The organism is Thalassotalea montiporae (genome assembly GCF_053485855.1).
The window spans coordinates 311,580-326,681 of the sequence record NZ_JBQRUO010000004.1 but is presented as its reverse complement, the minus strand read 5'-3'; the positions used below and the strand labels follow the sequence as shown (position 1 = coordinate 326,681).

Annotated in this window: 13 protein-coding genes and 2 tRNA genes; 6 read left to right on the top strand and 9 right to left on the bottom strand. The window is 41.9% G+C overall.

What is annotated here, in order from left to right:
- Nucleotides 1–6 precede the first annotated feature (6 nt).
- From ACSLUR_RS14220 to ACSLUR_RS14210, 3 genes are all read left to right on the top strand, one after another.
- Nucleotides 7–83 (top strand) — tRNA-Asp (locus ACSLUR_RS14220).
- 116 nt (nucleotides 84–199) lie between these two features.
- Nucleotides 200–276: transfer RNA gene (locus ACSLUR_RS14215), tRNA-Asp, on the top strand.
- 297 nt (nucleotides 277–573) lie between these two features.
- Nucleotides 574–1,392, top strand: a complete 819-nt coding sequence (locus tag ACSLUR_RS14210; RefSeq protein ID WP_448555593.1) for a CPBP family intramembrane glutamic endopeptidase — start codon at nucleotides 574–576, stop codon at nucleotides 1,390–1,392.
- A 66-nt stretch (nucleotides 1,393–1,458) separates the two neighbouring features.
- On the opposite strand, the gene yihG is transcribed toward ACSLUR_RS14210, so the two are convergent.
- Nucleotides 1,459–2,403: a 1-acylglycerol-3-phosphate O-acyltransferase, YihG family gene (yihG, locus tag ACSLUR_RS14205; RefSeq protein WP_448555591.1), complete on the bottom strand. Its 945-nt coding sequence runs from the start codon at nucleotides 2,401–2,403 to the stop codon at nucleotides 1,459–1,461.
- Between the two features lie 264 nt (nucleotides 2,404–2,667).
- Nucleotides 2,668–5,130, bottom strand: a complete 2,463-nt coding sequence (fadE, locus tag ACSLUR_RS14200) for an acyl-CoA dehydrogenase FadE (protein ID WP_448555589.1) — start codon at nucleotides 5,128–5,130, stop codon at nucleotides 2,668–2,670.
- A gap of 262 nt (nucleotides 5,131–5,392) precedes the next feature.
- On the opposite strand from fadE, the gene ACSLUR_RS14195 reads away from it, so the two are divergent.
- Nucleotides 5,393–6,175, top strand: coding sequence for a class II glutamine amidotransferase (locus tag ACSLUR_RS14195; protein WP_448555587.1), 783 nt, complete (start codon nucleotides 5,393–5,395; stop codon nucleotides 6,173–6,175).
- A 162-nt stretch (nucleotides 6,176–6,337) separates the two neighbouring features.
- On the opposite strand, the gene ACSLUR_RS14190 is transcribed toward ACSLUR_RS14195, so the two are convergent.
- The 3 genes from ACSLUR_RS14190 to purM are packed head-to-tail and all read right to left on the bottom strand — an operon-like array spanning nucleotide 6,338 to nucleotide 8,826.
- Nucleotides 6,338–7,090, bottom strand: coding sequence for a DUF3108 domain-containing protein (locus ACSLUR_RS14190; RefSeq protein ID WP_448555585.1), 753 nt, complete (start codon nucleotides 7,088–7,090; stop codon nucleotides 6,338–6,340).
- 39 nt (nucleotides 7,091–7,129) lie between these two features.
- Nucleotides 7,130–7,774, bottom strand: coding sequence for a phosphoribosylglycinamide formyltransferase (purN, locus tag ACSLUR_RS14185; protein ID WP_448555583.1), 645 nt, complete (start codon nucleotides 7,772–7,774; stop codon nucleotides 7,130–7,132).
- 5 nt (nucleotides 7,775–7,779) lie between these two features.
- The gene (purM, locus tag ACSLUR_RS14180; protein ID WP_448555581.1) at nucleotides 7,780–8,826 is read right to left on the bottom strand and encodes a phosphoribosylformylglycinamidine cyclo-ligase; all 1,047 of its coding nucleotides are present in this window, start codon (nucleotides 8,824–8,826) and stop codon (nucleotides 7,780–7,782) included.
- A 131-nt stretch (nucleotides 8,827–8,957) separates the two neighbouring features.
- Between purM and ACSLUR_RS14175 the strand changes: the two genes are divergently transcribed.
- Together ACSLUR_RS14175 and hda are read left to right on the top strand one after the other, a co-directional pair.
- Entirely contained in the window at nucleotides 8,958–10,073 is a 1,116-nt protein-coding gene (locus tag ACSLUR_RS14175; protein ID WP_448555579.1) for a DUF2066 domain-containing protein, read from the top strand.
- A complete protein-coding gene (gene hda, locus ACSLUR_RS14170) occupies nucleotides 10,070–10,825 on the top strand; it encodes a DnaA regulatory inactivator Hda (RefSeq protein ID WP_448555577.1) in 756 nt (251 codons plus the stop codon). Before ACSLUR_RS14175 ends, hda begins: the two co-directional genes overlap by 4 nt.
- 75 nt (nucleotides 10,826–10,900) lie before the next feature.
- On the opposite strand, the gene ACSLUR_RS14165 is transcribed toward hda, so the two are convergent.
- The 4 genes from ACSLUR_RS14165 to bepA are packed head-to-tail and all read right to left on the bottom strand — an operon-like array spanning nucleotide 10,901 to nucleotide 15,101.
- On the bottom strand, nucleotides 10,901–12,817 hold the full coding sequence (locus ACSLUR_RS14165) for a hypothetical protein (protein WP_448555575.1): 1,917 nt from the start codon (nucleotides 12,815–12,817) through the stop codon (nucleotides 10,901–10,903).
- 36 nt (nucleotides 12,818–12,853) lie between these two features.
- On the bottom strand, nucleotides 12,854–13,237 hold the full coding sequence (locus tag ACSLUR_RS14160; protein ID WP_448555573.1) for a DUF2069 domain-containing protein: 384 nt from the start codon (nucleotides 13,235–13,237) through the stop codon (nucleotides 12,854–12,856).
- 28 nt (nucleotides 13,238–13,265) lie between these two features.
- On the bottom strand, nucleotides 13,266–13,604 hold the full coding sequence (gene arsC, locus ACSLUR_RS14155; protein ID WP_448555571.1) for an arsenate reductase (glutaredoxin): 339 nt from the start codon (nucleotides 13,602–13,604) through the stop codon (nucleotides 13,266–13,268).
- Between the two features lie 45 nt (nucleotides 13,605–13,649).
- Nucleotides 13,650–15,101 carry a beta-barrel assembly-enhancing protease gene (bepA, locus tag ACSLUR_RS14150; protein WP_448555569.1) on the bottom strand — a complete coding sequence of 484 codons (1,452 nt, stop codon included), beginning with the start codon at nucleotides 15,099–15,101 and terminating at the stop codon, nucleotides 13,650–13,652.
- Between the last annotated feature and the right edge of the window lies 1 nt (nucleotide 15,102).

Below are 15,102 nucleotides of genomic sequence, written 5' to 3'. Positions count from 1 at the left end.
TACTGCGGAGTGGTAGTTCAGTTGGTTAGAATACCGGCCTGTCACGCCGGGGGTCGCGGGTTCGAGTCCCGTCCACTCCGCCAACATTCTTAATCGATAAGTAACAGAAACAAAACAAACAAATTGTTGAATACAAAACTTCTATTAGGTTACTTATTTAAGTTCTATTAAATATAACTACCTAAATAGTAAATACTGCGGAGTGGTAGTTCAGTTGGTTAGAATACCGGCCTGTCACGCCGGGGGTCGCGGGTTCGAGTCCCGTCCACTCCGCCAATATTTACTGAATGTCTACTAGAAAAACATTTTCTCGAGACCAACACTTTTATTTCTTATTCTCTATTTGTTTTTCCACTGTATAACAGCTTGAGCAATCATGTTTACTTTCCTTGCTCTAATTTAATTATTCCCTCAAAAACTTTACTTTTCGAGTTTACCTTTAATCTTATTATCTGTTCATAACGCATGTTTTGACACCCGCTATAAACGATTACTTACAAACGACTTCTCGTCTTTGAAATCAGTTTCTCTTAGCATACTTCTTAATTATTTTGATAATTGGTAGGTTAGTCGATGAATGAGCGAGTAAAAGTAGGGCCAAATCGGTTTATCGTTGGTTTATGTCTTTTCTTTTTGACACTTTTTGCTCAGTTAGCGAATCAAATTTACTTGTCATATAGCAGCGAACAAGAAATCGCTGTAAATATCCCACTAACCCTTGGCTTCCTATCTGTGTTAACAATTCCAGCATTATGGGTAGGCTTAGTGTTAGGCTCGAAGTTAGGACTTGGTTTACAGAACACACAGAGAATTGATCAACTCGACTTCAATGGACACTCTCCGCTTGATAGAAAGCCGAGAGAGCCCGCGCTAAGGTTTACTGGAATGAGTGCAGGAATCGTTTATGCCATCAGTTTTGGAGTATTTCTTGGAGTTTTATTGCTTTTACTTCGCGACTTGCTGCATCCATATTTACCTCAAGCACTACCTGAATACGGTTTTCGTGGATTAGAAGGGGGCATACTCGTATCGTTTGGTGCCGCGGTTGGTGAAGAGGTTTGGTTTAGATTTGGTTTGTTAACATTAGTGCTTTATATCTTTTGTCAGTTGACAGGAAAAATTCAACCTTCAGAAGCTATGGTAAAGCTTGCTATTGTATTTATTGCGACATTATTTGGTTTGGCTCACTTACCGCAACTCGCTGCTTTTCAAGCGTTCACTAATTTCGCGATTTGGGCAACTATTTGGGGTAATATATTAGTGGGTAGCTTATACGGCTGGTGCTTTTGGCGATTCGGCCTTGTGTCGGCCATAGTTGCCCACTTTAGCGTTGATATTGTGCTCCATGTATTACCAGCCACAGCATTATATAGTGAATACGTTAATAACTGATTAGAGCTATTAATTGCCTTTAGATAAATAAAGCTCTTGCGTATTTATAGCGTTTTAAAGGCTAAATTATACCGATCTATGCTGGTTAACTTGAGTCTCTAGCACTTGTTCTTGCTCGTGTTGACAGTAGAGTTGGTGGATTAACTGATCTTTTTCTTGCCACTGCTGATTTAGCCATAGCTGGAAATTTTCTTTGAACTCAATATCATCAAAATAGTCGCCGATCATCGCTTGTTCGATATCAATCGCTTCGATGTTAACAACAATTTTACCTAACTTACCTTTAAGCATATCTTTCATAACATGGCCTGGGTTGTCTGGGTAGAGCAGGGTAACGTTGAGTACCTTGTCAAATTGCTCCCCCAAGGTCGCTAGCGTAAAGGCAATACCACCTGCTTTGGGTTTTAACAAATAGTTAAATGGGCTTTTTTGCTTCTCGTGTTTGCTTTTCGTGAAACGCGTACCTTCAACAAAATTGATAATGGTAGTTGGATGATCTCTAAACGACTGGCAAGATTTTTTCGTTGTTTCGATATCTTGGCCTTTTAGGTGAGGATGCTTTTCGATAAAAGCTTTACTGTAGCGTTTCATAAAAGGCATATTCAACGCCCAACAGGCCATTCCTAAAAATGGTACTTTTCTCAATGATTCTTTAAGGAAAAATTTAGGCTCTGGCGTATGCTGTCTGGCAACTTCAGCGATCACCAAAATATCTAACCAACTTTGGTGGTTGGCTAAAACTAAGTACCAAGCGTCTTTACTTAGGTTCTCTGCGCCATTAACTTGCCACTCTACGCGATTTATTAGTCTTAATATCAGCGTATTATTGTATGTCCAAAGGCGATATACCGTGTGCATAGGACGGTGTAATAAATAGTGAAAGCGCTTAAAAGGTATAAGTGTTTTAAACAAACCACCGAGAAAAACTAAGGTACCGCTAAAAGCTAAATTTAAACAAAATAAGGCAAAAGCAAAAGGCATTAAAATAAAGCTAGGCAATCCAGTTAGCATTTTTACTCCATCACTACTTGTTGATATCCCAATCATTATTTTAAGTTTATGAGTGGTGTGAGATATCTTTCATAAAAATGACATATTACCGATATTTTTTTTAAACAGGTACCGTTATGTTTGTCACAAATGTACGCTGAAATCTTAGCTTAAGGAAATAATGTTATTTAAAATCATAACGATAAATCACTTGTTGGTTTTTCACAAAGCATAAAAAAACCTGCCGAAGCAGGTTTTTTATTTATGTTTTATTAGCGCTAACGATTAAGCAGCATGCTCTTGGCTATCAGCCATTTCTGCGAGTAATGATTTTGCCGCAGGCAGGTCCATTGGGTCAAAGTCATCTACATCGATTACAGCTTTACGACCTAACTCAGTCTTACGCAGGTGCTCGGCTTCACTTTCCGTGATGGCATTTGCCGCCAGACCTTGCTCAGCCACTTCATTTAAGCGGAAGAAAGGTAGCTTTTTACCAACAGCACGACACACTTTATCGTAAATTGGCTCGGCAGCAAGAATGTCGTCTAACGTTTGCTCAAGCATACCTACAACGTTTTCTGGCTCGCGAGTTAAGTATTGGCCTTGACCAATACGGTTACGCGTTTCACATGGTGTTTGTAGAATCTTAGCTACAGCATGGTCTAGTTTGTCAGATGGCTTAGTTAACCAGCTACCAAATGGCAAGATAACCGCACGTAACGCGACTGCAACTGCTTTGTTAGGGAAGTTGCTAATTAGCTCGTCAATTGCAACTTGTGTTTGGTACAAGCTGTCTTCAACTGCCCATTGTAATACTGGTAAGTCAGCAGATTGACGACCTTCGTCATTAAAGCGTTTCAATGTTGCTGAGGCTAAGTATAAGTGACTTAATACATCACCTAAGCGTGCTGAAATACGTTCACGACGTTTTAAATCACCACCTAAGGTTAACATCGCAATATCAGATAACATTGCTAAGTTAGAGCTAAAACGTGTTAACAATTGGTAGTAACGGCGCGTACCGTCGCTGTATGGTGATTTAACAAAGCGAGAGCCCGTTAACGACATCCATAAGCTGCGGAAAATATTGCTTGTTGCGAAACCAATGTGACCAAATAATGCGTGATCGAAATCATCTAATGCTTGTTTAAAGTTGCTATTACCAGCCGCTTCAAGCTCAGCTAAAACGTAAGGATGACAACGGATTGCACCTTGACCGTAAATAATCATGTTACGGGTTAGGATGTTTGCACCTTCAACCGTGATAGCAACTGGTGCACCTTGATAGCCGCGTGCTAAGTAGTTAGCAGGGCCCATACAAACACCTTTACCACCATGAATATCCATCGCATCTGTCACAGATGAACGCATTTTCTCGGTTAAGTGGTATTTAGCAATGGCAGAGATTACCGATGGCTTCTCGCCTAAGTCGATACCGCCTGTTGACATAGTTGTCACAGCATCCATTAGGTAAGCGTTACCGCCAATACGTGCCAATGCTTCTTCAATACCTTCCATTTTACCGATAGGTAGTTTGAATTGACGACGAATGCGGCTGTAAGCACCTGTGGCAAGCGCGATAGATTTAACACCACCAGCACTGTTTGACGGCAAGGTAATTGCGCGACCAACAGACAAACACTCAACTAGCATACGCCAGCCTTGACCAGCCATTTTCGGGCCACCGATAATAAAATCAAGCGGTACGAATACTTCTTCACCTTGTGTTGGACCATTTTGGAATGGCACATTCAATGGGAAGTGACGACGACCGGTAATAACACCGTCTAAGTCAGTTGGAATTAGGGCACAGGTAATACCTAGGTCTTCTTCTTCACCAATTAAACCTTCTGGATCGTAAAGTTTAAACGCTAAACCAAGTACAGTAGCAACTGGCGCAAGTGTAATGTAACGCTTGTCCCATGTTAGCTTCATACCAAGGACTTCTTCGCCGTTAAATTCGCCTTTACAAACGATACCGAAATCAGGGATAGAGCCTGCATCTGAACCCGCTTCTGGGCTTGTTAATGCAAAACAAGGGATCTCTTCACCTTTTACTAGGCGTGGTAGGTAGTAATCTTGCTGCTCTTTTGTACCATAGTGCTGTAATAATTCACCTGGGCCTAAAGAGTTAGGTACACCAACTGTACTTGCTAATACTGAGCTAGCACCCGTTAGTTTTTGTAATACGCGAGATTGTGCGTAAGCGCTGAATTCAAGACCACCGTATTCTTTTTTGATGATCATGGCAAAGAACTTGTTGTCTTTTAAGTATTGCCAAATCTCAGGAGATAAGTCAGCACGCTCGTGAGTGGTTTCCCAATCGTCAACCATTTTACAAACTTGCTCAACTGGGCCATCTAAGAATGCTTGCTCTTCCGCCGATAAACGTGGTTTAGGGAAGTTATGAAGCTTTTGCCAGTCCGGGTTACCACGGAATAGATCAGCTTCGAACCAAGTTGTACCCGCGTCAATCGCTTCTTTTTCGGTACGAGACATTTCAGGCATGATGCCCTTAAACATTTTAAGTAAAGGCTTACTGATGTATTCCTTTCTGAAGCTTGTCATGTTTAAAGGTAATGCGATGGCGGCAAAAATTAACCAACCAATAACAGAAACAACGTTAAATACAGTACCTACTACCATCAGTATGCCAAATACTAAGGTGTAGGTTGTTAGAGCGGCTCTGGTATAAGCCATAAACCAGCTAAGGGCAATTGCGCTGGCGAACCAAATTAAAGTTTCCACTTACTTTCCTTACTTATTAAAGAGGTCAGACCACTAAAGGTTAGCTCGTAGATGAAAAAAATTCAATTAAAATGTCGAATAAATCTATAAATCTCACGTAAGTTTTGTTGAAGCGTTATAATTTCGAGCTTAGCGAGCCAATCTATTGGCTTTTGTTTTTAGGTTTTGTTATCTAGTTTTTGTAATTTGGCTTGTCACTATCATCGTTGCTAGATCATGGTGGCTAGGTTATTAGCTTTTAATTGAGGTAAATGAAGCGTCTATGTGTGAACTTTTGGCGATGAGTGCGAATGTGCCAACGGATATCTGCTTTAGTTTTGCTGGCTTAATGCAGCGTGGTGGCAATACTGGGCCCCATAAAGATGGTTGGGGGGTTACTTTTTATGAAGGTAAAGGGTGCCGTAGCTTTAAAGATCCCATGCCGAGTGCCGAGTCCAAAATTGCCCAGTTAGTGACAGATTACCCGATTAAGAGCGAGTCTGTGATCTGCCATATACGCCAAGCTAATTCAGGTGCAGTTTGTTTAGAGAATACTCATCCATTTGTTCGTCAGCTTTGGGGTAAAAATTGGACTTATGCCCACAATGGCCAATTGAAAGATTTTATTGAGGCGTTGCCAGTTGAGCATCATATACCTGTTGGCACAACCGATAGTGAGCATGCGTTTTGTTGGCTGCTCGATCAACTTTATATAGCGTTTGGTCGCACCCAACCAACATCGGAAGTGTTGTTTAATTTTATTGCCGATCACGCGCAGCAAATTAATCAGCTGGGTGTGTTTAATCTAATTTTATCTGACGGCGAGAGCTTATTTGCATTCTGTTCAAATAACCTTCACTGGATTACCCGACGGGCGCCTTTTGGCCAAGCACAGTTAATTGATGCCGATGTCGTCGTTGATTTCAAAAAAGAAACGAGCTCAACCGACATAGTGACTGTTATTGCCACTCAGCCGCTCACTAATAATGAAAAATGGCACAAGATGGAAGCAGGGCAGTGGCATGTGTTTAACAAAGGGCTCTGTGTGTTTGGCTCGCCAACTTAAAAGCGACTACTTTATACATGCTTTGGTTAATACAGAAATCAAACAGCAACCATGTGTTGCTGTTTAATTTTTATAGAAATGACGGATTGGTATTTGCCATTTAGCGACTGACAAAAACGTTAGTTTATCGTTATTGCAAGTGAACTTGTGCTAAGTGAGCTTTTAGTTAACAGTCAAAGAAGACAATTGTGCTTGAAACTGCTCAACGCCGCCTTTTTGTTGAAATAACTTCACCATCAAATAATCAAGTTCAGGTGCAAACCACGCATAGGTGACCCGCTTTTTGTCTACCACTTCACGTTTTAAGCGAATCGTTTTTACTAAACCATACGGCAGCATTAATTCTTCTTCGCCATCATACTCGTAAACGTAATTTTTGATTTTGCCAGAGGTACCAACCACCGGATAAACAAAATGTTGCGGCTTTTGTGCTTGGCCATCATTGGCTATTAAGTTCAAACGGTTTTGTAGGTGATAGCTAAGCTTGTCTTGAATATTGGTAGGAAAGTCTATATCGCGAGTACGCTTTGTTTTTACATTAGTTGCTTGATTGGCTTTAACATCGTATTGCCATTCATAATATTTGTCTTTACCAGTGCCTTCACGGTTATAGGTATAATGGCTTGGCGTTACTTTGCCGCCTGCCACTTCGACAATCGAAGTTTCGGCGCGGCGATCAGAAAAAATCATCCACTCAATATCAGTGTGATAACTGTACTTCGCTAAACCATTATCTAAGTATTCAAGTTCGCGTGTTGCACTGCCAACAGCTTTAGATTTGCGCAATATGGTATATTGCGCAGTAAAAGGACTTACAAGAGGGGACGCTAATTGTTCACCTTGGGATGCATAAGCAGGTGATAAAGCGCTTAATGAACCAGCAGCCAATGCGGCTAATAGCCATTTTTTCAACATCAAAATTACCTCATCAGGAATGTACGCCAAAGATTGCTATTAATCTTCGCTTGCATATCCTGACATAGGCAAAGGTGTGTCATCAAGTATTGCTTTTTCGTCCACCATTTTTAATCGCCCTTGGCATAGCCATTTGACGACAAGTGGATAAATACGGTGTTCTTGTTCATGAACCCTAGCGGCAAGCTCGTCGGCTGTATCATTTTCAAATACAGGCACTTTTGCTTGCAGAATAACTGGGCCACCGTCTAACTCTTCAGTCACAAAATGTACACTAACACCATGTTCGTCATCACCTGCATCTATGGCGCGCTGATGCGTATTCAAGCCTTGGTATTTGGGTAACAGCGAAGGATGGATATTAACAAGTCGACCTTGATAATGTTGAACAAATGCAGGCGTTAAAATGCGCATAAAGCCAGCAAGCACAATAACATCCGGTTGGTACTTATCAATGGCTGCCATCAAGGCGTCATCATAAGCTTCTCTAGTGGCAAAATCACGATGGGATAATGTAGTGGTGGCGATATCGGCGTTGGCAGCACGTTCTAGGCCATAAGCGTCAGCTTTATTCGATAATACGCCAACCACTTGGCCCGGATAATCTGGCGATTTGCAGGCGTCGATAAGCGCCTGCAAATTAGTCCCACTGCCAGAAATTAAAACGAGAATTCGGCAGGACATTTAGCTTACTCCTGACCAATAACGACTTGTTCTTGGTCTTCTGCTTTGGTTTGGATTTCACCAATGTGCCAAGCTTGCTCGCCGTGTGCCTTAAGAATTTCAAGGCTTTGTTCAACAGCATCGTGAGGCACAGCGATAATCATACCAACACCACAGTTAAAGGTACGGTACATTTCATGGGTTGTAACATTACCTTTTTCTTGTAACCAATTAAAAATGCTTGGCCACTGCCAAGATGTTTCATTAATAACTGCTTTAGCATTTTCAGGCAGTACGCGTGGAATATTCTCCCAGAAGCCACCACCGGTAATGTGTGATAGTGCATGAACGTCTACTTCTTTTAGTAACGCAAGCACTGATTTAACGTAAATCTTGGTTGGTTCAAGTAAGTGTTCGCCAATTGATTTACCGTCAAGTAGCTCGTTGGTGTCACTACCGCTGACTTCTAGCACTTTGCGAATCAATGAGTAACCATTTGAGTGCGGGCCAGAAGATCCAAGAGCAATAAGTTGGTCGCCAGCGGCAACTTTTTGGCCGTCTAGTACTTTTGATTTTTCAGCAACGCCAACACAGAAACCAGCAATATCGTAATCGCCTTGATGATACATGCCTGGCATTTCAGCAGTTTCACCGCCAACTAACGCACAGCCTGCTTGCACACAGCCTTCAGCAATACCGTTAACCACACTTGCGGCAACTGGAACGTCTAACTTAGCGGTTGCATAATAATCAAGGAAGAATAGTGGCTCTGCCCCTTGAACAATTAAGTCGTTAACACACATAGCAACAAGATCGATACCAACCGTGTCGTGTTTTGCTAAATCAATCGCTAAACGCAATTTTGTGCCAACGCCATCTGTACCCGCTACTAACACAGGCTCTTTATAACCAGTTGGTAATTGGCAAACCGAGCCAAATCCACCTAAACCACCCATTACTTCTGGGCGAGTTGTGCGCTTTACCGCGCCCTTAATGTTTTCTACTAACTCATTGCCTGCATCGATATCGACACCAGCGTCCTTATAGCTTAGGGATTGCTTTTGTTCGCTCACGAGAAACCTCAAATTGTTCAAAAGGATTTTTGAAAGCGCATATTCTAACAGCGCATTTAGGGAGATAAAATCTTTATCAGAAATTATTTTTAAGTGAAAACTTTGTCGCTAGTTATGTTAAGATCGACACTATGAAATTGATTCAATTAAACAAAATGTTCCACGCGCTGGTATTAATTTTAACCACATTTAGCATATTTTCAGCAGCAGCGATTGAAGTAACTGATTTGTATCAAGCAAAAGTCGCGGTTGACTCGCAAGCAAATAAAGATCGCAACCAAGCAATTAAAAAAGCCATGGCGGCTGTGTTACTTAAAGTGGGTGGTCAAGAATCGGTATTAATCAATGGCGAAGTAAAGCGTCAGTTAAATCGTTACAATCAATATCTCACGCAATACCGCTACGAGCGCGATAGCGAACAGCTCTTTCTCGTGGCGATGTTCGATGAAAACAAAATCAACCAATTATTCCAACAACAAAACCTAGCCATTTGGGGGAGCTTACGCCCGCAGATTTTAGTTTGGCTGTTAAATGAAAACGACTTGAATCGTGAAGTAGTGGCTGAATCAGCTGGACTTTCTTGGCCCAAACAAGTGAATGATTTTTCTGAGCAGCGTGGCCTGCCGCTATTATTACCATTAATGGATCTGGAAGACACGCTGCAAGTAAACGTAACCGATTTGTGGGGGCGATTTGCCGATGCAACTGAACAAGCAGCGGCAAGATACTTTGTTGATGCCAACTTAATTATTCGAATTTCAAACAGTAGCTTGTTGAGCGAGCAAGATCAGCAAGTGGCATGTGAAGGCGTGCTATGCCAACAACCTAGTTGGTATGCGGTTGATTGGTCGCTATTGGCCGAACGCCAGCAGTTTGGTGAAACCTATGAAGGAAGTGATGTGGCGGCGCTATTATCACAAGTATTAAAAGATGTTGCGTCTGTGGTTTATCAAGACTACGCGCTATCTACCGATTTGAACAATGAATTGCTAATCGACGTGGCTAATGTTGACTCATTAACAAGCTATGTAGAAATTCACCAATTTCTAACTGCTTTGTCAGCGGTAGAGTCGGTAACTTTAGTCGAAGCAGAAGAACAAACTAGAACATTTAAGCTTAATTTACTCGGTTCGAAAAAAGCCTTGTTAGCGTCACTTAAATTAAATGATCAACTACAACAGTATATCGACCCGTTAGTTGGCGAAGAGCCAGGTGCAAACCCTGTGTTTTATTGGAGAAAACAATGAAGCAAGATGCACAATTAGCACTGGCTGTGCACTTGCCTGATGATGAAACGTTTGAGAGTTATACTGGCAATACGAATCTGACGGTACTCAAAATTTTACGGGATTTCGTCAGTCAACTAAGGTTTTCGCATAGTCATAAAACGCAAAATTCAACGCAACCGGATTTGATTGAAACGGTCAATAGTTTTTATTTATTTGGCTTATCAGGCGCTGGTAAATCTCATTTATTGCACGCCGCCAGCAACTATGCCGACAGCTTAGGTAAAACCTCATTGTGTCTGCCAATGTCTGAGATTATTGAGATGCCAGTTGAAGTGCTGGAAGGGCTTGAACAAATCGATTTAATTTGTGTTGATGATATTCAGCTGATTCGCGGCAATATGGTTTGGCAACAAGCAATTTTTGACCTGTTTAATCGCGTTAAAGAGCAGGGCAAGCAAATACTTATTGCAGGCACAAATTCAGTGCAAGATTTGTCATTAGAGTTACCAGATCTTAAATCACGATTGAGTTGGGGTTATGTTGAGCAGCTAAAACAATTAACCGACGATGAGAAAATGGCGGTGGTTGCAAGGCGTGCCCGTCAGCGCGGCTTAAATATTCAACCAGATGTAATTAAGTATCTATTGAATCACTTTAGTCGTGACACAACCGCTTTAATTCAATACTTGGATACGCTCGACAAGTTGTCGATACGTGAACAACGTAAAATTACCATTCCATTTATCAAAGAAGCGCTAGCCAATAGCTAAACAGCTTGTTCAGCGCTTTTCGTCACTTTTTTCTCTTTCTTGCCCTTTTGTTCAACGCTCTATCAACTAGGTTAGTCATTGATTTTTGTTACTGCGTTTCGGTAAAGGTTTACTGTAGTAATGGTATTGACGATGACTGGAGTTTGCAGAGTTGTCACCGTTAGCATTTTTTGCCCTTGCTCGGCCATTAGTGTTTGGGCTTAGTGACAGATTGTCTCGCCAAGTGTCACCAGCAACAAAAGGAATTGCTGCAGGAAGTTCAGCTATTGCCGCTTGTGCGTCGAATTCTGGATAAACAAAGTTGGTTGTATAAGCAACGCGTTCAACAATTTGTGGTTGAGATAATCGGCCACGCTGTCCCCACTCAACGATGTAGTCGTTGCGATTATCATTGACGTTATTAGGGTTGTTAGTGACCGCAACATCACGCTGTACGCCATATCTATGTTGCATCATTAACTCTTCAAAGAGCATGGCAAAGTCTTCACGTTCAGTGCTAAAACCATAAAAATGCACTGCCTTGTCTGGTTCAAACAGTGTACGAACATCTTGTGGTAAATACGCCTTTTGAATGTCTGTTGCATTACCCGTGTTGTAGCGTACTTGCGCCAAATCTTTCATTACTTGGCTTTCCAGTGGACTAAATGCGGTGAGCAGCTCAGAGCGGGCCGCATTATCTAGTGCAACATCTAACACGCGGGCTTGGCTATTTAGCGATGACCAGTTAGTTTGTGGAAAAAAATCATTGGCATGGGCAAGCTCGTGGTAAAGCAAGTAGCCAAGTGGGTAGGTAAGTGCTGAAAGCGGACGTTCTACTCGCTCATCTTTAGCGTAAAATTCAAATGCGTAATCGTTGTCTTTAACGTAACGCCATGGAATCGCAAATTGTAAATCATCGCCTAAACCTGAACGAAAATCTGGCGCTTCGTTAATTGTGTCGCGCTGTCGTGGTGTTAGCCAAAAGTTCTCTGCATCCAGATAGATTGCGCCAGTTGCCGCCCAGTAAAATGACGGTCTAACATCATAGGCAATTACAACCGCTGTTGTTGCTCTGAGTAACTGTTTAAAGTCATCGTGTGGGTCGAGTTGCTCTAAAAACGCTTTAAAGTTATCGCCCATCCATTGATGAGAGACGACTACTCTGTTCATCACATCATCGACACTTGGTGTTAACGTTTGTTGTGCCAGTAGTGGAAGTCGCTCTAATGTGCATGAGGAATTGAGAGCATTGCTATAAACACAACTAGCTAACTGATTCGCATAGGGGCTGTTTGGGTTATACGGAAATACGCGGGCAACGCGTTCATCAAAATAGGCTGCATTGCTAATACTTTCAGCTTGTTCTACCAATATCGTGACAGTTTCAGACGCTTGACGGTTATTAACATTAGCGCTGACTTCAAATGAGAAAAGCGTGTCTTGTGAAACTGCTGGCGCGTTAAAAATCAATACATTGTCACTGGTACTACTGAGGCTTATTGAAGACCCTTGGGTTTGTCGCCAATTGACATTAGATAAGGTGGCGGCTTCATTTTGCCCACTAAATAGGCGAAGTGATACTTTATTCTGCGCTAATACGGCTTGTCCCGTCGGGATGGAAAGTGTGGCGTTGTCCGCGGATACGTTAATCGCAGCGTTTAAGGTTTTCGCTTGCCCATTTTCATTGAAACTCACTTGAAATTCATAGTTGCCACTTTCTGTCGGAACTACCGATAAAACTTTGTGATTGGTTGTGACAAGGTCGATTGTTTGTCCGCTGGTTTGCGACCAAGTGATGTTGGAAATGTTAGTATCAGGTGCATATAGGATGAGCTCGGCGGCCTGATTAGTACTAATGTTGTTGCCATCAATAACAATCTCAGCGTTTTTTGCTGCGCTGCCACTGTTGTTAGGGCTTGGTTGAGTTGTTGAGTCACCCGAGGAGCCACCGCCGCAGCTATAAAGCGTTGGCAAGGCAATGATAAATGCACAGTTAATTAGTTTTTTATTCATGCTAAAACTCCTGTGAATGACTCTAAATAAAGGGAGTTACTCTTCACCTTTCTTCTTTCTGATACTTAACCCGAGCTCTTGACCTCGATATTTCGCGTAATAAGTACCACCAAAAAACATCAGGCTGGCAAATATTAGTTCAATCAATGGATAAAGCTTATTAGCTGACACCCATAAACTGGTCAAGCTGTGTAGGAAATACCACATAACTATAAAATTAGACCAGGCAAAGGTATAAGGATTTCCTTTTAACATACCCTTAGCTGGAAAAAATAACGGTACTACGAATAAAACTAACGCTAGCCAAGGGCCAAGTGAGCTTGGTTCAAGCACCAGTAACCACAGTGGCATAAATGCTAATAAACCAAAGTAGCCAATTAGGGCTATTTTCTTATAGGTTACAGTGTTGATGGATTTCATTGAAGTTAAGGCCTATTTAACTAATGGGCTAAAGCAAGGCACTAACATTTTCGGGTGGACGACCAATAACGGCTTGTTCACCTTTAACCACAATGGGGCGCTCCATTAGTTTAGGGGTGGCGACCATGGCGGCAAATAATGTATCGTCATCTGCGCCTTTTAGTGCTTGCTCTTTAAATTCGGTTTCTTTAGTGCGCATCATATCAATAGGTGCAACCGATAATTTTTTTGCTAAATCGCGCAGTGCATCTTCAGACAATGGAGTTTTTAAATATTCCACTACTTCATGCTCAGCATTAGCAGATTCGATAAGTTGAAGTGTTTGGCGGCTCTTTGAGCAGCGTGGATTATGGTAAATAGTTAACATAAATTTTCTCAGTGTTTACATGTTAGATACGCTTGCAGCAATGGTTTACAAGCGTTTTAGTTTATTTTGTTGGTCTTCAAATTGTAAAATACGGGCTTTAATTCGCTTTTGGATTAGTGGTTTCCCTTCCGCAAAATTATAGCCAGTTTGTAACTCGTCAATTGCTTTAGGGAAAGCGCCTAGTAGGGCATAAACTTCTGCCTGTGTGGAATGCATCAACGCTGTTTTTTTCGCTTTGCGGTAAACTTCATTGAGTAAATCGTAAGCAATAAAGTGTTTTGGTTTGACGAGTAAGAAGTCTTGTAGCACTTGTTCAGCTTGAGCGTATTGTTGGTTTTTTTGCAGTGCATTAGCATAGTTTAATGCAACCACTTGGTTGTTCGGCATTAGTAAATTTAGCGCTGCTAACATGTCGATTGCACTTTGAAAATCCTCTAGTTCGAGGTAGGTATCAGTTAATGCGTCAACATAAAACAAGTTACGATTGTCATTAGCTAACAGTTGTTCTAGCAACTGCCTTGCTTGGTTATAATCTTCATTGGCAAAGTAGGAAAGCGCTAAACCATAGTTAGCCGCTTCTTTAATGGCATACTGTTGCTGTTTAAGAATGTGCTGAAATTGCGTGATATTGTTTTTCGGCTCACCTTGATATCGCGCTTGAATGCGCGCTTTAGCCAACTCAAATTCTAGGCTAGGTGGCAGCTGAGTTCTTGGGTAATTTTGTGCTCTTAAACGGGCATCACTAATTCGAGACTCTGGCAGTGGATGGGTCAATAGCATTGCCGGCGGCTTAGATTTATAGCGGAACCGTTCAGCCATCTTGCCAAAAAAGTTCGGTGCACCCATTGGATCAAAATTACTATTTACCAATAACGCGATGCCGACGCGATCTGCCTCTTTCTCGTTGCCTCGTGTGTAATTTAATGAGGCTTGCTGGCTAGCCGCAACACTAGTACTTAGCGCCGCAATACCAACGGTTGGGTTAACTAAGGTCAGCAAAACCCCACCGAGCATACCCGCGAGTGTCAGCGGTTGGTTGGCTGATTGCGCTTCCAGTCGGCGCGCTAAATGCCGCTGAGTTACGTGCGATATTTCATGGGCAAGTACTGACGCTAGCTCACTTTCTGTATCAGCTGTGGTGATAAGCCCAGAGTGTACACCAACATGACCGCCGAAGAAGGCAAAAGCATTAAGTTCATTGTTGTTTAACACAAAAAACTTAAATTTATAGTTAACGTCTTGCGCATTTCTAACCAAGCGGTTGCCAAGGTGGTTAAGGTATTCGGTGATCACCGGATCGTGCAAAATAGGTTGTGTGGCTCTTAAATGGCGCATCATGGCGTCACCGACCACCCGTTCTTTATCGATTGATAAAATACTTGAGCCGGCAGCCCCTATTTCAGGTAATTCATTTTTGTCTTGTTGTGCATTAATAGGAGAACTACCAATGGTTAAGCACAGACCAATACTGAGTAAAACAGGTTTAAGCTTAAACAAA

Coding starts and splice junctions, on each gene's coding strand:
- ACSLUR_RS14210 (WP_448555593.1), top strand. CDS start 574: ATGAATGAGCGAGTAAAAGTAGGGCCAAATCGGTTTATCGTTGGTTTA.
- yihG (WP_448555591.1), bottom strand. CDS start 2,403: ATGCTAACTGGATTGCCTAGCTTTATTTTAATGCCTTTTGCTTTTGCC.
- ACSLUR_RS14195 (WP_448555587.1), top strand. CDS start 5,393: ATGTGTGAACTTTTGGCGATGAGTGCGAATGTGCCAACGGATATCTGC.
- ACSLUR_RS14190 (WP_448555585.1), bottom strand. CDS start 7,090: ATGTTGAAAAAATGGCTATTAGCCGCATTGGCTGCTGGTTCATTAAGC.
- purN (WP_448555583.1), bottom strand. CDS start 7,774: ATGTCCTGCCGAATTCTCGTTTTAATTTCTGGCAGTGGGACTAATTTG.
- ACSLUR_RS14175 (WP_448555579.1), top strand. CDS start 8,958: ATGAAATTGATTCAATTAAACAAAATGTTCCACGCGCTGGTATTAATT.
- hda (WP_448555577.1), top strand. CDS start 10,070: ATGAAGCAAGATGCACAATTAGCACTGGCTGTGCACTTGCCTGATGAT.
- ACSLUR_RS14165 (WP_448555575.1), bottom strand. CDS start 12,817: ATGAATAAAAAACTAATTAACTGTGCATTTATCATTGCCTTGCCAACG.
- ACSLUR_RS14160 (WP_448555573.1), bottom strand. CDS start 13,237: ATGAAATCCATCAACACTGTAACCTATAAGAAAATAGCCCTAATTGGC.
- arsC (WP_448555571.1), bottom strand. CDS start 13,604: ATGTTAACTATTTACCATAATCCACGCTGCTCAAAGAGCCGCCAAACA.